The following is a 20,903-nucleotide window of genomic DNA, read 5'->3' as shown; positions in this document are numbered from 1 at the left end:
AAGACGCTCAGTAGTATTTTCGTTATGATCAGTTGTTAATTTAACGAAATTGCGCTTAATATGTTGTTGCGCTTGGGAACTAATGCCGTAAAGCGAGTGTTGAGTGTATTTACCGAGAATAAAACAAAAAAAGCTATTGATTCTATAACGCAGTTTTTAACTGTTATGTTTCTGTGCTTTCTAGTTTCAAGTGTCTACGTTTTGGCTGAAGAGCCCATCATAAAAGACCCTCACTTCTCCAGTGTCAATTCTGACACTGGTCTTAATCAAAACACCATTAATGATTTGTTGCTTGATAAGCAAGGCTTTTTGTGGCTTGCGACTGATGAAGGCTTATCAAGGTTTGACGGCAATAAGCTTATCACGGTGCATGGCAATACTGGTGCGCTTACAAACAATCCCGTTAACGTTATGTTTGAAGACAAGCAAGAACGATTATGGTTAAGCTCCGGTGGGCAAGGTGTTTACATTTATGACAAACATACCGACGATGTCACCGAATTACCAAAGCAATTTTACAGCTTGACTGAACAATGGGTACAAGGCGCTGAAACCATACTTTCGCTAAATGAAACGGAAGTTGTCATTGCTTATCATGAGAAGATAATTGCATATAATAAACAAACACTTAACGAACGCCTGTTGTTTGAGTTATCGCAAGAAGACGTCAAAAATGATCGCTGGATACGAGCAATATTAGTTGAACAAAATGTGTTGTTCGTCGCTACTAATAATGGTCTCTTCGGAATTGATTTAAAGAGTAACACTCACAAAATGATTGATTTCATTCAGGGCTTGAAAGCGTCAAATCAGGTCACAACAGATACTAAATCGCTAGCAAAACATAAGCAAGATACTCTATTAATCGGCACAATTGCTGGTTTTTATAAAATGCCTTTAGGTGCGACAGTCAATTATGTTTCACAGGAATGGCAACTGCCCCCAAGTTCCTTAATAGATACTAAGCGAAATATTTGGAGTCTTTCTCAATCAATCAATAACAGTACATATGTTGGGACTGATATTGGTATTTTCGAGCTAGATGCACAAGATAATTTATCATTTTTATTCGAACCAAAAATAGCCGAAATGGCGCTTTCCGATAAGCGAGTACGCGCTATGGAAAGCGATAAATATGGCAACCTTTGGTTTGGTACCGAGTATAATGGTGCGTTATTTTGGACTAGGTCAAGCTTAATTTTTCAAAATATGTATAACCGAGTAGATACTATCGACAAGGTTCAATTAAGCGATAATAACGTGCTTGCTATTCATCAAAACAACGCACAAACACTTTGGTTAGGAACCAATAATGGTCTTACCAAACTATCATTGAACACAGGTGATACGCAAAGATACTTAATGCAAGATTACGTCGCTTCTCTTTACAGTGACTCCAATATTTCTCAAATCATATCAGTAGACAATGACAGTTTGTGGTTAATGACAGGTGAGACACTGCGCAAATTTGATATTCGCTCTGAACAATTCATAGAACTCCCTCCTAATCCAAACCAAAGTGATAATTGGCAAGGACAATATATGTGGGGAATGGCAAAACAAAGCAACCAATACATTTGGGGGTTGTTTGATGATGGTTTTTATAGAATTGATACTGCCACGGGGTTCGGAAAGCATTACCCCGTTGGTCCCAACGATTTCCCCTTATCCGGTATGCTTTCAATTCTTAAATATGATAAGAAATCCAAGCAACTTATTATTTCCGGATACGGCAGTGTTATAGGTTTAGATGTCGATACTGGTGATATTCAGATAATACACACTGTAGCGTCAGACTCTATTCAAACAGATGTATTACCTCAGAGTTACCTTAGAGACCGCGGCAATAACATATGGATAAGTTATCCCGGTAAAGGCCTTTTTAAGCTCAATGGTGAAACCAAAGAGTTAATTCATCATTATACTGTAAATGACAATTTGCCGTCTAACCTGATATATGAACTCACTCAAGACGATATAGGGAACCTTTGGTTTTCATCACACTCTGGTATCCACATGTTGGATATTGAGTCTGAATTAATATTCAGCTTTTCGAATATGCATGGCATAAGCTCCAGTGAATTCAATGCAGGTGCTTCAAAGGTATTGGTTGATGGAAGATTTGCCTTTGGTGGAACCAAAGGCATCACTATTTTTTCTGCTGCAAAGGCCCGTCAAATCTATAATGTGTCAACAGGAAACCCTTTAATAACAGAAGTTATGCTGGCTTCTCAAAATTATGCACAACCGATTTATGCAAGCAGTGCTGAAACGCTCGAATTAAAACACAGTGATTATGGCTTGAAAGTTTACTTTTCTACCTTGGATTATGCGACGATTAAAAATAATTTATATTTGTATGAGTTATCGTCTGAATCCAAAACCATAAAATACCCCCCAACGATCAATAACTTTATCGATATTCCGACACTTAGTCCGGGAAGATACACGCTGACGGCTCGCAGCATGTTGGAAAAAAATAGCGATAACCCTGCCACTGAATACACAATATTGGTTAAACATGCTCCTTGGTTATCGCCATTTGCTTACAGCGTATATTTCTTAATATTCACTTCTATTCTGGGCAGTTATATTTATAAACGTACTCTTTATCAAAAGAGCTTAGCTAGGGCAAATCAAAAAATCACTATGTATAACAACCGGTTGACGAGTGCCTTAAGGGCGAGCCAATCGGACATTTGGGAATGGCGTTCTGGTTCAAATATGATACATTCACCGCGCCTGGAGCAAGAATTAGGTTATGAAAAACATAATCTAGAGATAAATTTCGAAGAACACATAAGCTTGTTGCACGATTCAGATCGCCTACGGTATTTGAATGCTTGGCGACACTTTGTAAGTGGAAAAATTGAGCATTTCGACCACACTTATCGCATGCGCGCCTCTGATGGTAATTTCATCTGGTTTAGAGATTTGGGAAGTATCATTCGGGTTAACGATTCAAATGAAATGGTCGTAACAGGCACTTATACAAATGTTACCGATGCAATAGCTTCAAAAGAAAGGTTAAAACTGTTCGGTGATGCTTTTGAGCATACGCGCGATTGGGTATTAATCTTTGATCAAGAACGCGCGCCTGTTGCGGCAAACCCCTCATTTTTAAAAGCGTTTAATATCGGGTTCGATGAAAAGTTGAACGATGCTTTGACTGACATATTTGAGACACAACTAAGTCTATACAACAATTTATACTCAAGGCTGGCTACGCTATCGCCTGGTGACAGTTATAAGACTGAAATTTCACTCACGTTAAATGCGCGCAAAGTGACAATTATAACAGATATAAATACTATCGTTGATGATAGTAATAGCACAGAAATTTTGCACTATCTTGTGATTATGACAGATATAAGTGAGCAAAAAGAAGCTCAGTACGCATTAGAGAAGCTCGCAAACTACGATGTGTTAACCGGGCTCATAAATCGAACCCTATTAATAGACAGGCTCGAGCAATCTATCAAAACAGCAAAACGGCACAATACAAAAATTGCTTTACTTTTCATTGATTTGGATCGTTTTAAACCTATAAACGATACCTTTGGCCATGACGCAGGAGACAAAGTGTTAGTTGAAGTGGCAAATCGTTTGAAAGTTCATTTTAGAGAACAGGACTCAGTTGCAAGACTTGGAGGGGATGAATTCGTCGTTGTTCTAGAGGAAGTAGATGCAATTGATTCAGTTAATAAGCTTGTTTCAGAATTGCTCATTGATCTCGAAAGAAGCATCCTAATGATGAATCAAAGTATCAGTATATCCGCTAGTATTGGCGTAACATTGTTTCCTGATGACGGTTTAAATGCTGAACATATGTTACGCAATGCAGATGTTGCGATGTACAACGCAAAGCAAACTGGCAAAAACAGATTTCAACATTACACCGAAAGCATGAACCTCAAAGTCCAAAAAGATATGCTACTTCAAAATAAGGTTAAAAGGGCGTCGGTGGGGAAAGAGTTTGAAAACTTTTATCAACCAATCGTAGATATCGAGAAAAACAACACAGCTGGGTTTGAAATGTTAATGCGTTGGAATAGCGACGGAGAGTATATTCCCCCAGCATTGTTTATTCCTATTACCGAACAATTAGGCTTAATAAGAGACCTAACGATGAGTGCGATTGAAAGCGCCATTGAAGACTTGAGCCTTTGGTATGCAAATGGATTTGAGGGATATGTGGCTATAAACCTATCAGCTAAGCAATTTTCAACAAGACCTGATTTTGAACGCATACTAAGAATGTTATCTCTCAAGTCTCTTCCTACTAGTTGTTTACGATTTGAAATCACTGAAGGATTATTAATTGATGTGAATTCAAACACAATTGATTACATGAGTGAGATGAGACAATTAGGGTTTAAGATTTCATTGGACGATTTTGGCACGGGCTACTCTTCTTTGAAATACCTAAAAGAATTCCCCATCGACATTGTTAAAATTGATAAATCATTTGTTAGCGATATCGGCATCGATGAAGGCACTGAGTCTATAATCAAGTCAACCTTAATAATGACGGAAATGTTGAGAATTGATACTGTCGCTGAAGGTATCGAAACTCAAAAGCAAGTTGACTACTTTTTAAAAACAGACTGCCGCTATCTGCAAGGGTACTTTTTTTCGAAACCAGTTAGTAATCTCATGGCTGGGGAGCTTTTGTTTAAAAATTGGTTGGTAGATACACAACAATACCAGACTTCCAATAAAAACATTGCCTCAAACGACTAATATAAATTTTATTTATATTTTTTTATGGCCCTTATGGTTCGTTGATTTTAACCTTTTCAATGCTTAACATCGTAAAAAACTGATTAAAAAGCCTCAAAAAATCAGTTGTATATTATCTGCAATAAGCCATTATTATTAACATGTGAACAATATGTAAATAATATGGACTGAATATGCCACTAGATAACACAAATCTGATTTCTCAAGATGCCGTAGTTTCACCGATTTCAATGTTATATGAGTGGGAATCAAAGATTCCAGATGCTTTGTATATGCAACAACCAATTGATGGGGTGTATAAAACATTTACGTGGGCCGAGACGATGAATCAGGCCAGAAGGGTAGCGGCAGCACTTGTAGCCAAGGAATATCCCAAAGGCTCTAAAATAGCGATTCTTTCAAAAAACTGTGCTGAATGGATAATTTCAGATATCGGTATATCAATGGCTGGTCATGTTTCGGTACCAATATTTTCGACCGCAGGCAAGGATACGATTCAATATGTATTAGAACATGCAGAGTGTCCTTTGGTCTTTATTGGTAAGCTAGATGATTACCAAGCAGCGGTTGATGCGATCCCAGAAAGTGTTGAGACGGTGGGTTTTCCTTATAAAGGGATAGACCTAGAAAATTCATGGGATACATTCACTCAAATTGAACCGATGGCTGCAAGCCCCATTCCTGACATGAATGATATAATGACGATAATATATACGTCAGGCAGCACAGGGCAGCCCAAAGGTGTTGTGCATACATATCAAACTGTTGCTTGGGCAGCTAGAAACAGTTTGAACGAACTTAACGTTAACGATAAAGATAGAATCATGAGTTATTTGCCTTTGGCTCATATTACCGAAAGGGTGCTGGTTGAGTTAGCGAGCTTTTACGCTGCAACTAGCATGTGTTTTGTTGAATCGCTTGATACATTCACCAGAGACGTCAAACACTGCGAACCCACTTTATTTATTTCAGTACCAAGGCTTTGGACGAAGTTCCAAATGGGAGTGTTAGCAAAGCTTCCTCAAAAGAAATTGAGCTTTTTGCTCAGCGTACCCATTATCGGTAAAAAAGTAGCGAAAAAAGTAAGAAACGAATTGGGTTTGGGATCATGTCGTTTATGGGCTTCCGGTTCCGCACCTCTTGCACCTGCCACTATTCTTTGGTTTAACAAAATCGGGATTAATATATCGGAAGGCTGGGGGATGACTGAAAACTGTGCGTATGGAACCAGTAGCGTTCCTTTTCGCTTAGATAAAGTGGGCTCGATTGGTAAAGCATACAATGGCGTTGATATTCGAATCGCAGAAGATGGTGAAATTCAAGTCAAATCACCCTGTAATATGATTGGCTACTATAAAGAACAAGAAAAGACGTCGGGTGTATTCACGAATGATGGCTACCTTCGCACTGGCGATAAAGGTGAAATTGATAGTGAAGGGTATGTAAAAATTACGGGGCGCCTGAAAGATATATTCAAAACTGAAAAAGGAAAATATGTTGCACCTGCGCCAATCGAGGCAAAAATAATGGAAAACTCTATTGTTGAACAAGTGTGCGTAACGGGGACTAACTTACCTCAACCGATTGCGTTGCTTGTGTTATCACAAGATGCACTCAAACAAGAAAAAGCGATAAATGAACAAAGTCTTCAGGCGACATTAGAGACAGTCAATGCATCACTTGAAAGTCATCAAAAACTTGACAGAATTGTCGTATTTAGGGATGAGTGGTCAATAGAAAATGATTTACTAACGCCCACACTCAAGGTTAAACGTCACGTTATTGAAGACAAATTTAAGGATATCATTCTTGGTCAATATAGCGAAAGTGTCGTCTGGCAGCACTAATATTTAAGGTCTAATCCATTCAAAGGTAGCGTTCGCTACCTTTTTTTATTCAATAACTACGTATACTTGCCGATAACTTTAGATTGACGTGTTTCTATATACTGGGAACCGTTCGATCAAGAGGCGTTTTATATGAGAACAATAGTCTTAGTTTCTATGCTAGCGATAGCTCTGCTTTCTACTAATGTAAGAGCAGGCGTCGTTATCATCGTCAATAAATCTAATGCGTTGGCAATCGATCAAAAGACAATTCAACGAATATTTTTAGGTAAAGAAAAAAAGTTTCCAAATGGCTCCCCTGTAACCGCAATTAACCAAAGTCCAGACTCAGCAATTAGGTCTGAATTTGATGAAACGATATTAGGGAGAAGTTCAAGTCAAGTTTCCGCTTATTGGTCAAAGCTAGTGTTTACTGGAAAAGGTGTGCCGCCAGCTGAATTGGCAGACGATAAATCTGTAATAGAAAAAGTCGCTTCAAACCCAGATGCGATAGGGTACATCGATTCAAATTCCGTTACCGATAGTGTGTTGGTAATTGAGATTAAATAGATTGATTAACAAGGTAACAAACATATGAAAAAATTACTTCTAGCTAGTGCGATAGCAGCAGCTTGTGGGCCCGGATTTGTCTCAGCAGACATTCGTATTAACGGCTTTGCTAATTTAACTGCTGGGTTTACTACAAGTGAAAACGTAGACGGGGCGGGAAATACGACAGATCTTTTTGGTTATGACGACAATGTAGATTTCAGTAATGGCAGCCTTTTCGCAATACAAATCAGTGGCGATGTAAATGAAAAAGTGACGGCGACCGCGCAATTGCTTGCTCGCGGCGAAAATGATTACGAAGCAGACTTTGAATGGGCATACCTAACCTATTCGGTAAATGACAACTTTTCAGTGAATGCGGGCCGTTTACGACTTCCGTTATTTAGATATTCTGCATCTTCTGACGTTGGTTATTCTTTTCATTGGGCACAGACTCCCTTTTCAGTTTATGACGTACCTTTTACCAACTTGGATGGATTACGTCTAGATTATACAAACAATATAGGTGACTGGGATTACACATTGCAACTAGGCTCAGGCACATATACTAGTGAAATCGGAGGCGGTGTCGCCGATGGCGAAGATGTATTACTTATAACCGCTGAGGCAACCTATGAATCGTTTAAAGCGAGACTTGTATATGGCCAGAGTAATACAACGTTTACTGAACCGACTACTGACGCCGCATTTGCTCAGTTAGCACAAATTTCCCCCGTATTAGCTGATAAAATTGCGCTGCGCGATGATAGTGGAACATTTACTGGATTGGGTCTTGAATATGACAATTTTACTTGGTTTGTAAGCGGCGAAATTACAAAAGTAACGGGAGGTGAGTCCTTCAGTGCTGACGACAATGCCTACTTTGTCACGATGGGAACTCGAATAGGTAAATTCACGCCATCAATCACTTATGAGGCACGAGATGGTGTTGAAGATCTCAAGTTTTTAGAAGATATTGCAGCGCTACCTGCGCAGTTTCAGCCCGCGGCGACTCAAATTGTTGTTGGCTTCCAAAATTTCTTTTATGAAGATTATGCCCTTACTACTGTAGGGCTTCGCTATGACCTAGATTCCCAAGTTGCATTAAAGTTTGACGTAAGCAGCTACGAAAATAAGATTCAGGATGCGCTTGATGCAACCTTAGTTCGCATTGCAGTTAACTATGTCTTCTAACGTTAGGAATATTATTATGCTTTTTAAAAAAATTACGCTATGCGCAGCATTCCTGTTGACGAGTTCATTAGCATTCGCTGAACTAACCGTGATAGTAAACCCTTCAAACACTAATGACCTTGATGCAAAAAAAGTACAACGTCTCTTTTTAGGAAAGGACAAAAAGTTCCCAGATGGAAGTGAAGTTTTGGCGGTCAACCTCACCGCTGATTCGTCAACACGCAATAATTTCGATGAAAAAATACTTGGACGAAACTCAAGCCAGGTATCTGCATACTGGTCTAAATTGGTCTTTACAGGGAAGGGGATTCCACCAAAAGAAGTGAGTTCTGACGCTGAGGTTATTGACTTGGTCTCAAAAAACCCTAGTGTAATTGGTTATGTTGATTCAAGTTCGCTCATAGATGGGGTCAAGGTAATCAAACTTTAACATTTATCCCCGATAATTCGATTGAGTTATCGGGGATTATGATAATTGAAATGCGTTTTAGTTTGGGTAACGCTCACTAAGTCCTTTGTAAACTAGCTCCGCATAACCCTTTGAATCAGCGTCAACTAGTCCAAGTACCTCAACTAAATGTTCATTGTCTTCTCGACCATTCCATATTTTTGTATATGTACCTTCTTTGTAACCATGATCTTGTCTGAAGAAATTTAGAATATTTTTACCGACGTATTGTTCAAACAACATATCTGAAGTCATTTCCGCTTGTTCAACAATTTTGATAAAAAGAGGCACACTAAAGCGTTTAGCAACGCAAAGGCCGGCCATTAACTCTAAATTTTCAACTAAACTTTGTTTATTGAAGTCATAATCCACATTGTCAAATGAAAGAGAATCAGGACCAGATTGTAATTCTTGTACAATTAAGTCACTGGCTTTTTGTTTATCTCCATTGTACGCAATAATAATGTCTGACAAGGCAAAGTGCCAAATATCAACAAGCTCCATTTGAACTTGAGCAATATCTTTGTCTTGTGCCTTCCACCATTTCCATCCGTGATGGTCTATCGCTTCAACTGATTCAATCATCGCAGCACGTAAATATGCATATCCGGCGTTCAACCAATCTGGATTTACTTTAATATTCATTTTATCTTGCAGATCTAGCATAGTATTTAGTTGATTATTATTGAGCATGTTGAGTTCTTCTTGTTTTGGTGAGCGATGCATATCGGCGCAGCTTTGTTGTCTGAAGTGTATATAAAAGTATGTTTTTTTTCACTATTAAATAGTTGATTTATAGATAGCGGCCTGAAGAGTAGATGAGTATAAGTTGCTTATAAACAAACAAATTCTAAAATTTCTTTGCTGTCGTCTAGTTTTGATTTTACAGATATGATTTTAACGGGTTGTTTAAAGCTGAGTTGGTTTTCGTTATTTACAACATAGTCTTGAGCATCAAAGTATTGAGCTTTAGAAGTACAACCCAATTTACTCAATTGTGCGTAATTTACCCAACCAATCACAACATCTGGACTAATTATAGTATTGACCAAGCTGCTAAGGTCATCTTTGATTGTCACCGCTGCGCCAAAAACAGGTCGATCACCTAAAACGACATCGGTGTTTGCATCTAACTTTAAGCACAAAACCGTTTTGGGATCAGTGGTTAAGGCTTTATTGTTAGGAACAACCTCTAAAAAGGGCATACCAGTGCTCATTCATTCACTCTTTTTGTAATCAGCTTGGACTAAAATTTACCGATGGTTAGACTATAGCGCAGTTTTGCTTTATGTTTGCTGATGCAGATCAATGATCATTCACTTATCGCAACAGGAATAATAATGAAAATAGTGTTGAAGCCATTTACAAGATTCTTTTGTTTTTTTTATTTAAGTTTGTTTTGTGTACAAGCTGTTTACGCTCAAAAAAATGAGTTTTTAGATAACAAGCAAGTAAAAAATGGCTTGGTTCAAATCGTATATGATGCCTCTAATGATAAAATTTTCTTAGGTCTCAAAAAATCACAATTAGGTCAACAAATGCTTTTTCAAAGCAGCTTACCGCATGGGGTAGGTTCGAATGATATAGGCTTAGATCGCGGTCAACTGGGCATGACTCGTCTTGTCACCTTTAAGCGTTTTGGCAATAAAATAATGCTTAATCAACTTAATACTGATTTTCGAGCAAACTCTGATAATCAGCTCGAACGAGAAAGCATAGACCAAGCGTTTGCAGATTCTATTATTGCAGGTTTTACGGTAGAGCATGAAAACAAAGAACTTATCTATATCGATTATACCGACTATTTGCTGTCTGATATTCATGATGTATCAGGGCGTTTGAGCCGAACTGGACAAGGTGGTTATAGCCTAGATACTAGTCGCTCTGCAGTGTATCTGCCAAAAATAAAAAGCTTTGAGAAAAACACTGAGCTAGAAGCCGTGGTGACTTTTTCGGGTAGCCCCAAGGGAGCATACATTCGTGATGTAACGCCTGATCCCAAAAGTGTGACTGTTCATTTGCACCACTCGTTTATCGAACTACCCGATGATAACTACCAGCCACGTGCTTTTCATCCATTCTCAGGTTTTTGGAAGCACAGTTATATGGATTATGCCGTGCCTATTGAAGACGATATGGAACAAGCGTTTATCCCGCGTCATCGTCTTATTAAAAAAGTGCCAGGTGCGGCAAAAAGCGAAGCAATCGAGCCCATTATTTATTATTTAGATCCGGGTATTCCAGAGCCTGTAATGACAGCGCTGAAAGACGGTGCAAAATGGTGGAACCAAGCGTTTGAAGCTGCAGGTTTTATCAATGCTTTTCAGGTAAAGGTGCTACCGCCTGATGCGGACCCTATGGATGTGCGTTACAACGTGATTCAATGGGTACATCGTGCTACTAGAGGTTGGTCTTACGGCAGTTCTGTAATTGATCCACGTACTGGAGAAATTATTAAAGGTCATGTCACCTTAGGCTCATTAAGAGTAAGACAAGACTATTTAATCGCACTAGGCATGACTAGCCCGCTGACTAGCAAAGATGCTGATACCACCAAACAACAAGCTTTGGCACTAGATCGTATTCGTCAACTTTCTGCGCATGAAGTAGGGCACACATTGGGCATCGCGCATAACTTCGCTGCCAGTGAAATAAACAGAGCGTCTGTGATGGATTATCCTCACCCTCTATTTAGCTTGGGGGAATCTGGAATTGAAATGACCAATGCCTACGATAAAGGGATCGGTGATTGGGATAAATACGTGGTTAGTTATGGCTATGCAGAGTTTGATAGTGATGAGTCAACGGCGCTAAATGAACTTGTTCAAAAAGCCAAAAAAGACGGGTACCGATACAAGTCTGACCCAGATGCGAGAATCGCCAAGCGAGCATCTGCTGATGGACATCTATGGGACAACGGTAAAAACGCGATAGAAGAATTTGAACGCATGGTGAGTTTGAGAGAAAAAGCTTTGTCGAACTTCGGTTTAAATAGCTTACCTTTTGACGCGCCAATATCGGATTTGGAAGAACGCTTGGTACCCATCTATTATTCACATCGTTTTCAATTGGACGCTTTGGTCAAGCAAATATCCGGTTTGCACTATCAATACGATGTAAAAACAAGCGCTAATTCGAATCAAAAGCGCTTTGTGACCCCCGTAAATGCTGAGCAACAACGTCAGGCTATGGTATTAATGCTAGAAAGTCTAAGTAGTGATTTTTTAGCGATTCCAAACTCGATATCGCAATTGATTCCTCCAAAGGCTTACGGTTCATCGCGTAATCGTGAAAGCATGAAAAGTCGTATGGGAATTGCTTTTGATCCAATGACTGCGGCCGAATCAGTAGCAGGATATACGTCCACTATCTTACTTGACCCAAATCGCTTAAACCGATTGGCATACCAACACAGTCAAGACAAAAATGTTCCTTCGGTCTCAGAGCTTGTAGAAGCCTTATTTGAATATACGATAATGCTCAAAGAACACACTGCGTTAAGTCGTCGAATTAAAGACGTTATACTCACGGTCTATTTTGACATATTAAGCGATGACAACCTGGCGCCTGAAGTCAAACAAAGTATGCAAGCACAACTGTTAGCCTACGAAAAGTGGTTAGAAAAACACAAAAAGCAAGATGTGAATGAAGTGACACTTAGACATTTAGCGACTTATTGGCAAACTGGTAAGTGGCATGCAAGGTTTGCTATTAAACCAATGCCACCGGGATCGCCTATTTAATTTAGATAAGGCTTTATATAACCTTACTATATCGGTTTTGATGCGCATTTGATGATAAATGCGCATCAAAAGTCATGCAAATATGCCTTATCACTAACCTACCTTTTTCTTTTACTTGAATGCGTTTGTCTTGAAGTAGCAACAAGTCATCACCAACGAATCGTGCCATTTCTTTTAACTCCCATGCAAAATATTTATCAAACTCAATATTGAATTGAGCTTCAATGACAGACTTTTCTAACTGAAAATTACACATAAGACGGTTAATTACTTCACGGCGTATCGTATCGTCCTGACTCATAACGAGGCCTTTAACACCCAGCGGTCGGGCTTGATCAATGCGTTTGTAATACTCTTTCAACTCTTTTGGATTTTGAATATACAGATTATTAATGCTTGAAATTGAACTCACTCCTAAACCCAATAAAGCAGGATATTGTTTGTTGGTATAACCTTGAAAATTGCGATGTAATTCGCCCTTATTTAACGACTGACATAGTTCGTCATCAGGTTTTGCAAAGTGGTCCATGCCGATAAAAACATAACCTGCATCGCATAGTTTGCGCACTGCCAGTTCAAATAGTGCTAGCTTTTCGTCTGCTTTGGGTAACCATTCATCTTTAATTTTTCTTTGCGCGGCAAATTGACTTGGTAAATGCGCATAGCTAAAGAGTGAAATACGATCAGGGTTTATTTCAATCACTTTATCTAAGGTGCGCTCAAATCCTTCTATATCTTGTAATGGTAATCCGTATATCAGATCCAAATTAACAGACTTGAATTGATGCATTCGTGCTTGATCAACCAAACTTTCAATAAATGCAGTGTCTTGAACGCGATTAATTTTTTCTTGAACATCTTGGTTGATGTCTTGGACACCAAGACTGATCCGGTTAAAGCCGATAAACTTTAATTCTTCAATGTAGCGCTCATGAATTCTTCGAGGATCAATTTCAATACTCATATCGATGCTGGTGCTATGGTCAAACAAAGCCCTGATCGTCGAAATAATTTTGTGTAGTTGTTCCGCATTTAAAAAGCTAGGTGTACCTCCTCCAAAATGAATTTGGGATACACGATATTGTTTAAAATGAACCGCTCTACTGGAAATTTCCTTAATAAGATATTCTACATATTCATTGGCTTTGTGAACGTGCCTAGTCACAATTTTATTACACGCACAGTAGTAGCAAAGGCTGTGGCAAAAAGGGATGTGGATGTACAAGGATAAGTCTTGAACTTTGCTTTTAGTTTCATTGATTCGGATAGCTGAAAAATAACTTTGTTCTGCAATATTGTCTTCAAACGACAACGCCGTTGGGTATGACGTGTAGCGTGGTGCACTGGTATTGTATTTGTTCAGTATGGTGGCATCGAAGATTTCAAGCAAAGTGATAACCTTTTTTTAAAGAAGTTCTCTGAGTGCCAACTAGTCTACTTAAATTCAAATTTGGTTCTTTGATCCCTGTCAAGATATACCCCAGTGAGGTGAGCATAGTTGCGCTAATGTTTGGCGTATTTATAGTTTTAACTGATTAAAATACATCAACATAATAAATTACCCTTATTGGGTAGGTTTACATAACATTTCATTTACAAAATACATAGGGTTTCTAATGGCTGAATTATTTTTAATTAGACACGGACAAGCCTCATTTGGCTCTGATGATTACGATCAATTAAGCGACATTGGTGTGAAACAATCGCAGCTCTTAGGCCAACATTTCGACTCGCTCGGCCAATCATTTGATTTGTGTGTGACTGGCAGCATGAAACGTCATCATCAAACGGCAGATGGCATTTTAAAGTTTGCCAAGTTAGATGGCGAACGATTAGAACATAAAGGTTGGAATGAATTTGACTTTGAGTCTGTCATAAAGGCTTATTTAACACAGAACCCAAGTGAAACACCTGCTACCGGCGCCCCACGTGCAGTTTATTATCGTTTGTTGAAATCAGCGATGCACGACTGGTCAACAGGAAAGTTAACACAAGGACTGCCTGAAACATGGGACGCGTTTACTGGACGAGTGGATGATGCTCGACAAGCAATTCTCAATGCAGATTGCAAACGAGTGTTAGTCGCTACATCTGGCGGTGCAATCGCGATAAAACTAATGCTTTTGTTAGGCGTGAGTGCTGGTCAGGCTATCGACTTTAATTTACAAATCAAAAACACCAGTGTGAACCATTTCTTTTTTTCAAAAAAAGGGTTTCAGCTAAGTACCTTTAATGGGATTTCTCACCTTGAAAGCGAGCAGCGAAAACATCTAATAACTTACAGTTGATCGCCAAAGACAAGCAGTAAAGCAAGCATACTAACTATATGAATTAAACAAAGAGGCTCAATAATGAATTTTGATTACACAGACAAAACCAAGTCGCTGATGAGTCAATTAGACCAGTTTATGCAAACACATATCTTCCCTATTGAAGATGCATATCATCACGCTGTTTTTAATGAAGGTCCAGTTTGGCAAACACCTGCCATGATGCAAGACTTAAAGGCGAAGGCAAAAGACGCAGGATTGTGGAATTTGTTTTTACCAGAAGAATACCTGCCGCATGGCGCAGGGCTGACTAACCTTGAATATGCACCTTTATGTGAATTAATGGGCCGAGTTTTATGGAGCTCAGAAGTGTTTAATTGCAGTGCGCCAGATACTGGGAACATGGAAGTGTTAGCAAAATACGGTAACGAAGCACAAAAACAAAAATGGTTGTTGCCCTTGCTCGCTGGAGAAATTCGTTCAGCGTTTGCAATGACCGAGCCAGACGTTGCTTCTTCAGATGCGACCAATATCGAAACCAGTATCGTTAATGAAGGCGATCACTATCGCATTAATGGTAGAAAATGGTATACAAGTGGCGCAATGAACGAAAACTGTAAAATCTTAATTGTCATGGGCAAAACTGACCCCAGCGCGCAACGCCATGTCCAACAATCTCAAATTTTAGTACCTATAGATACGAAAGGTGTAACAGTAGTTAGACCGATGGCTGCGATGGGCTTTTTAGACGAACCCGTTGGACATGCAGAAGTTTTGTTCGAAGATGTCATCGTGCCAAAAGAAAACCTTATAGTAGGCGAAGGTAAAGGGTTTGAGATTGCACAGGGACGCTTGGGTCCAGGTCGTATTCACCATTGTATGAGATTAATTGGGTGTGCTCAGCGTGCGCTTGACATGGCATGCGAACGAGTGAATAAACGAGTTGCATTTGGTCAACCACTAGCCAAACAACAATCTGTTCGCGAGAGTCTCGCAACAATGCATTGCAAAGTTGAACAAGCTCGCCTGTTAACACTTAAAGCCGCTGATCATATGGATAAGTACGGCAATAAAGTCGCTAAAAACATTATTGCTGCAATTAAGATTGTTGCGCCCACGATGGCGTGTGAAGTGATCGACGAAGCGATTCAAATGCACGGCGCTGCTGGTACATCTCAAGATACGCAGTTATCAGCGATGTTGGCGTATGCAAGAACTATTCGCTTAGCTGACGGGCCTGACCAAGTACATATGATGCAACTTGGTAGAAATTTAGCGGCTGCGAAAGCGCTTTAATCTTAAAGGAAAATAGATATATGCAAGCTATTTTATGTAAATCATTTGCGCCCATCGACCAACTTGTTTTTGAAGAGGTGCCGTCGCCCGAGATTAAAAAGGGCCATGTACTTATCGAAGTGAGCGCGGCTGGCGTTAATTTTCCGGACAGTTTATTGGTTGAGGGTTTATATCAAATGAAACCCGACTTACCCTTTATTCCAGGTAGCGAAGTTGCAGGTGTCATTAAAGAAGTGGGTGAGGGAGTTGCTCATTTAAAGATCGGTCAAAAAGTCATCGGACTTTGCATGCTGGGCGGGTATGCGCAAGAGGTTTTAGTTCCTGCAACTCACGTATTGCCAATTCCCGATCAAATACCACTAGACGAAGCTGCGGGTTTAGTGACTGCTCATGCAACCGCGCATCATGCTTTAAAGCAACGAGCGTCAATTAAAAAAGGTGAAACGCTTTTAGTGACAGGTGCTGCCGGCGGAACAGGTTTGGCGGCCGTTCAGATTGGTAAAGAGATGGGCGCGACGGTAATTGCAGTGTGTTCAACTAAAGAAAAGTGCGATGTTGCGTTGGCAAACGGGGCCGACCATGCGATTAATTACACTGAACAAGACCTAAAAGAAACCGTTAAAAGCTTAACCAATAAAAAAGGCGTTGACGTTGTATATGAGTGTGTAGGTGGTGATATGTTTCATACTTGCTCACGTCTAATGGGATGGAATGGTAGGCTATTGGTAATAGGGTTTGCTGGCGGTGAAATTCCAGAATTTCCGGTAAATTTGTCACTGGTGAAGGGGTATTCAGTTGTCGGTGTGTTTTGGGGCTCATTCACTCAGCATCAACCACAAGACTTTATGGATAATATGAAAGAGTTGGTGACATGGTATATGCAGGGTAAAGTTAAAGTGAATATAGATAAGTCCTTTGCGTTAAAAGACTCAGTTGATGCATTAAAGTACGTAACTTCAAGGCAAGTCAAAGGAAAGGTTGTTATTTTACCCTAGCAAATCATTGTTTAGAGTTTATATTGTCAAACGACATAAAAAAGGGCAACCCTGGCAGGTTGCCCTAAAATGGCAGAGTTCCCTCCGCCTACCATGTTGAACTAGACAATCAACAGGTGATTTAACTTTTAAATTCGTTCAGCTAATGTCGCTGCGATAGGGTTGTCGGCTTTGCCTTGTTCTTCAATCCAAGCTTGCAATGTCTTGCCGTCCTTCTCTGGTGAAGACAAATGCTTTTTCGGCATCTTTTTCACTAGTAAAGTACCAGCTTCAACAGCGTTATTTAAAACGGCCGTTCTTATGAGACTGTTTCCATTGCATGAAATACCCTCGTAATAATCGCTTAACTTCAGCTTGAAGTTTGAGCGAACTATTTTCATCTTCTTGCGCAGCTCACTCTTGTCATCTGCTACAACAATGTTGCAGATATTGGCAAGGGCAGACTGTATGTCAGTAGCGTTAGCGTTGTATGCACAAGATGACATAAGGGCAACAACGAGTAATTTCTTTTTCAACATGATTTTCTCCAAGTGCGTTGTGTCAGAACTTGAAACGAAAGATATAGAAAAAATTTGAAGGCGTCAGTCATTGTACTGATACTTTGGTATATGAGTTGATACTCATAAAGAGGGGTTATAGAAAGTAACCCTAGGCTAAACAATGACATAGGGTTACCCTTGAAATTTGTTTTAAATCACTACCAAGCGGTTACACCACCATCGACAGCAATCATTTGACCATTCATGTATGAATTCCCAGGTGATAATAGTAGTGTCATTACATTAACCATCTCTTGCGGATCACCAAGTCGTTTCATGGGGGTGCCCCTAGCTAACATTGCTCGATCATCATCACTCAGTAAACCATCGATATTCATTATGTTCGTTGGACTAAAGAACGGACAGATTGCATTTACTTGAACACCATATCGAGCATACTCAACCGCTGCCGTTTTTGTTAAGCCTGCAACAGCATGCTTTGCCGCTACATAAGCTCCACCTTTTGGTGCTCCCCCCAAACCAGCTAAGGAACTCACGTTCAATATATGGCCCTTTTTATTTGCGAGCATTGCTGGTATTTGATATTTCATCCCAAATGCGACGCCTTTCACATTGACGTCAAATTGTTTGTCAAATATAGCTTCAGTTAATTCGTGTGTCGGTACCTGTGTGTGCGCAATTCCTGCGTTGTTCACGGCCATGTCCAACTTTCCAAATGAGCTAACGGCTAATTTGACAGCCTCTTCAGAAGAGCTTTCTTTAGAAACATCGGCTAGCATTGTTTTTATCCCTACTTTTGAATCTAGTAGTTCTTTAGTAGCATTTAACGCATCTTCGTTTATGTCAGTTAGCACCAGACTGCAACCTCGGTTGTTTAGGGACTGTGCAAGTAATCGCCCAAAACCTGTTCCAGCCCCCGTTATAATTGCTGTTTTGTTTGAAAAATCTAATAGAGAATCCATATAGCGTCCTTAATGTTATTGAAATGTTAATCTTTTAACATTAATGCTAAAGCAATAGTTTACAGCGCAATATTTTTAATCTTTATAGTCGATTATTACTCCTCCTATGCATTAGTTATGCTTATTCTACTGTATAAAACCAATAAAGTGGGATGATGGACAAGTATGTCTTAACATTTTGTTTTCATTTGAAGATTGGAATAGATCATGGCGCCAAACTTAATAGATTCAGAAGTAGTCACGTTATCCATCAGTGACAATGTTGCGAAAATCGCATTGCACAGTGCACCGGTAAATGCGTTATCGAAGGCCTTAAGGGTCGGTATCATTGATGCAGTTAAATATGCGTTGGCAAATGATGCAGCTAAAGTAATAGTGTTGAGTTCACAATTACCGCTATTTAGTGCGGGTGCTGATATTTCGGAGTTTAGCGACACAAGTGATATGCAACCGATGCTTCCGGATGTTTTAGACGTGATTGAACGTGCTAACAAGCCAGTGATTGCCGTGGTCAATGGTAATGCCTTTGGCGGTGGACTTGAACTCGCATTGTCATGTCATTACAGAATTTCTCATAGTAAAAATAAAGTCGGTTTGCCTGAAGTTCACCTTGGTATATTGCCAGGCGCAGGGGGGACTCAGAGGCTTCCTCGATTGGTCGAAGCCAAAACTGCGCTAGACATGATTGTCACCGGTGCACCCACTCCTGTAACTCGGCTACGGGGTGTATTTGATGTAATCGTTGACGATGTCACACAGTTAGAAAATGGTGTCACTGAGATGGTTGATAAGGTGATTCAGTCTGGTTTGGAAACAAAGCCTGTATGTGAAATCGACTTAAATATGGATGACTCAACCATAGCTTTGTTCGAACAATACGAACAAGGTGTTGCCGCTAAAACAAAGGGTTTTTTTGCACCGGGGCACTGTGTTAAAGCGGTAAAAGCAGCATATGAATTACCGTTTGCTGAGGGGCTAAAACGAGAGGCTGAGTTGTTCATGGAATGCATGAAAACATCTCAGGCCAGAGCTCAGCAGCACTTCTTCTTTGCGGAACGTGCAGCATCTCATGTCGAAGGATTGTCTAGAACCGCTCAAGCAAGAGATATCAAGAAAGTTGCCGTGATTGGTGCAGGTACTATGGGCGGTGGTATTGCCATGAATTTTGCCAATGTGGGCATTCCTGTAGTTATGCTCGAAATGAAGCAAGAGGCCTTGGATAAAGGCCTCTCAATTATTGCAAGTAATTATCAAAACTCGGCGAAGAAGGGCAAGCTAACTCAGCAGCAGGTTGAAGAGCGTATGGCCTTGCTATCTGGTACTACTGACTATGGTGACTTAAGTGATGTCGATCTTGTCATTGAAGCAGTGTTTGAAAAAATGTCAGTCAAAAAAGAAGTATTCGGTGCGCTTGATAAAGTATGTAAGCAAGGAGCCATACTGGCTTCTAACACGTCCACGCTTGATCTAAATGAAATTGCTCAAAGCACCTCACGTCCCGAGGATGTAATTGGCTTGCATTTCTTTTCTCCAGCTAATGTCATGAAGTTACTAGAAATTGTTAGGGGTGAAAAAACATCTGACGACGTGATTAAAACCTGTATGAAATTGGCCAAAAGCATTCGTAAAGTGGGAGTTTTAGTTGGTGTTTGCTTCGGTTTTGTTGGCAACAGAATGATTGAGCCTTATGGACGAGAAGCTAACCGTTTAATGCTAGAAGGCGCTACACCAGAGCAAGTTGACCGCGTGTTAACAAAATTTGGCATGCCAATGGGGCCGTTTACGATGGGAGATATGGCTGGCCAAGATATCGGGTATTTTGTGCGCGAATCTCGCCGTGAGTTTATTGCGCACGATCCGAGTTATTGCGTGGTTGCAGATCGCTTGGTTGAGCAAGGTAGAGTAGGTCTCAAATGTGGTAAAGGCGCTTATCTTTATGAAAAAGGAAGTAGAAAACCGATACCTGACCCAAGTGTATTAGAAGTTGCAAAACAAGAGGCTGAGCGCTTGGGCATTGAGCAACGAGAAATTTCTGATCAAGAAATTTTAGAGCGAATTTTGTATCCCTTAATCAATGAAGGCGCAGACATTTTGCAAGAAGGTATTGCCACTAAATCAAGCGACATAGACGTAATTTACGTCTACGGATATGGCTTCCCTGTGTTTAGAGGTGGACCAATGAAATATGCCGATGAGGTAGGTTTAAAAACCATCAGAGAACGGATGCAGTTTTATTATGAAAATCATGGTGAACATGGCAAAAACTGGTTCAAACCATCTTCATTATTAGAAGAACTTGCTAACAAAGGTAAGTCTTTTTCAGATTTTAAATAGTTTTCTTGCAGGTCTTCATCCTAAGGCCTGTAAACACAAAAAG

At 39.9% G+C, this 20,903-nt stretch carries 15 protein-coding genes; 10 read left to right on the top strand and 5 right to left on the bottom strand.

Going from position 1 to position 20,903, the window contains the following annotated elements; genetic code table 11:
• Positions 1-201: 201 nt before the first annotated feature.
• The 5 genes from KUL10_RS02555 (at position 202) to KUL10_RS02535 (ending at position 8,742) form a co-directional block, all read left to right on the top strand.
• A complete protein-coding gene (locus KUL10_RS02555; protein WP_158525299.1) occupies positions 202-4,743 on the top strand; it encodes an EAL domain-containing protein in 4,542 nt (1,513 codons plus the stop codon).
• A 173-nt stretch (positions 4,744-4,916) separates the two neighbouring features.
• The gene (locus KUL10_RS02550; protein ID WP_110427320.1) at positions 4,917-6,590 is read left to right on the top strand and encodes an AMP-binding protein; all 1,674 of its coding nucleotides are present in this window, start codon (positions 4,917-4,919) and stop codon (positions 6,588-6,590) included.
• 132 nt (positions 6,591-6,722) lie between these two features.
• On the top strand, positions 6,723-7,139 hold the full coding sequence (locus KUL10_RS02545; RefSeq protein ID WP_110427319.1) for a substrate-binding domain-containing protein: 417 nt from the start codon (positions 6,723-6,725) through the stop codon (positions 7,137-7,139).
• 24 nt (positions 7,140-7,163) lie between these two features.
• Positions 7,164-8,312: a topoisomerase IV gene (locus KUL10_RS02540; RefSeq protein WP_199509174.1), complete on the top strand. Its 1,149-nt coding sequence runs from the start codon at positions 7,164-7,166 to the stop codon at positions 8,310-8,312.
• Between the two features lie 16 nt (positions 8,313-8,328).
• Positions 8,329-8,742, top strand: coding sequence for a phosphate ABC transporter substrate-binding protein (locus KUL10_RS02535; RefSeq protein ID WP_110427318.1), 414 nt, complete (start codon positions 8,329-8,331; stop codon positions 8,740-8,742).
• 57 nt (positions 8,743-8,799) lie between these two features.
• Here KUL10_RS02535 and KUL10_RS02530 read toward each other — a convergent pair whose 3' ends face one another.
• Both KUL10_RS02530 and KUL10_RS02525 read right to left on the bottom strand, forming a co-directional pair.
• The gene (locus KUL10_RS02530) at positions 8,800-9,453 is read right to left on the bottom strand and encodes a dUTP diphosphatase (RefSeq protein WP_110427593.1); all 654 of its coding nucleotides are present in this window, start codon (positions 9,451-9,453) and stop codon (positions 8,800-8,802) included.
• 140 nt (positions 9,454-9,593) lie between these two features.
• A complete protein-coding gene (locus tag KUL10_RS02525) occupies positions 9,594-9,977 on the bottom strand; it encodes a hypothetical protein (RefSeq protein WP_110427317.1) in 384 nt (127 codons plus the stop codon).
• 123 nt (positions 9,978-10,100) lie between these two features.
• On the opposite strand from KUL10_RS02525, the gene KUL10_RS02520 reads away from it, so the two are divergent.
• Entirely contained in the window at positions 10,101-12,503 is a 2,403-nt protein-coding gene (locus KUL10_RS02520) for a zinc-dependent metalloprotease (RefSeq protein WP_110427316.1), read from the top strand.
• A gap of 13 nt (positions 12,504-12,516) precedes the next feature.
• Here the strand turns inward: KUL10_RS02520 and hemN are convergent, their stop codons facing one another.
• Complete coding sequence (hemN, locus tag KUL10_RS02515; RefSeq protein WP_110427315.1) at positions 12,517-13,899, bottom strand: oxygen-independent coproporphyrinogen III oxidase; 1,383 nt, start codon at positions 13,897-13,899, stop codon at positions 12,517-12,519.
• 220 nt (positions 13,900-14,119) lie between these two features.
• On the opposite strand from hemN, the gene KUL10_RS02510 reads away from it, so the two are divergent.
• The 3 genes from KUL10_RS02510 to KUL10_RS02500 all read left to right on the top strand — a co-directional run bounded on the left by KUL10_RS02510 (position 14,120) and on the right by KUL10_RS02500 (position 17,064).
• A complete protein-coding gene (locus KUL10_RS02510) occupies positions 14,120-14,791 on the top strand; it encodes a histidine phosphatase family protein (RefSeq protein WP_110427314.1) in 672 nt (223 codons plus the stop codon).
• A gap of 63 nt (positions 14,792-14,854) precedes the next feature.
• On the top strand, positions 14,855-16,069 hold the full coding sequence (locus tag KUL10_RS02505) for an acyl-CoA dehydrogenase family protein (protein WP_110427313.1): 1,215 nt from the start codon (positions 14,855-14,857) through the stop codon (positions 16,067-16,069).
• 20 nt (positions 16,070-16,089) lie between these two features.
• Positions 16,090-17,064: an NADPH:quinone oxidoreductase family protein gene (locus KUL10_RS02500; RefSeq protein ID WP_110427312.1), complete on the top strand. Its 975-nt coding sequence runs from the start codon at positions 16,090-16,092 to the stop codon at positions 17,062-17,064.
• 128 nt (positions 17,065-17,192) lie between these two features.
• Here KUL10_RS02500 and KUL10_RS02495 read toward each other — a convergent pair whose 3' ends face one another.
• Positions 17,193-17,582 (bottom strand): DUF3718 domain-containing protein, encoded by a 390-nt coding sequence (locus KUL10_RS02495; protein ID WP_110427311.1) that lies wholly within the window; start codon positions 17,580-17,582, stop codon positions 17,193-17,195.
• 179 nt (positions 17,583-17,761) lie between these two features.
• The gene (locus KUL10_RS02490) at positions 17,762-18,526 is read right to left on the bottom strand and encodes an SDR family NAD(P)-dependent oxidoreductase (protein ID WP_110427310.1); all 765 of its coding nucleotides are present in this window, start codon (positions 18,524-18,526) and stop codon (positions 17,762-17,764) included.
• Positions 18,527-18,733: 207 nt separating this feature from the next.
• On the opposite strand from KUL10_RS02490, the gene KUL10_RS02485 reads away from it, so the two are divergent.
• The gene (locus KUL10_RS02485; RefSeq protein WP_110427309.1) at positions 18,734-20,860 is read left to right on the top strand and encodes a 3-hydroxyacyl-CoA dehydrogenase NAD-binding domain-containing protein; all 2,127 of its coding nucleotides are present in this window, start codon (positions 18,734-18,736) and stop codon (positions 20,858-20,860) included.
• Positions 20,861-20,903: the final 43 nt, after the last annotated feature.

It is taken from the genome of Glaciecola sp. KUL10 (assembly GCF_003203515.1).
Classification (GTDB): domain Bacteria; phylum Pseudomonadota; class Gammaproteobacteria; order Enterobacterales; family Alteromonadaceae; genus Glaciecola.
Note: the sequence above shows the minus strand (reverse complement) of the source record. Positions and strands in the feature narration are given on the sequence as shown.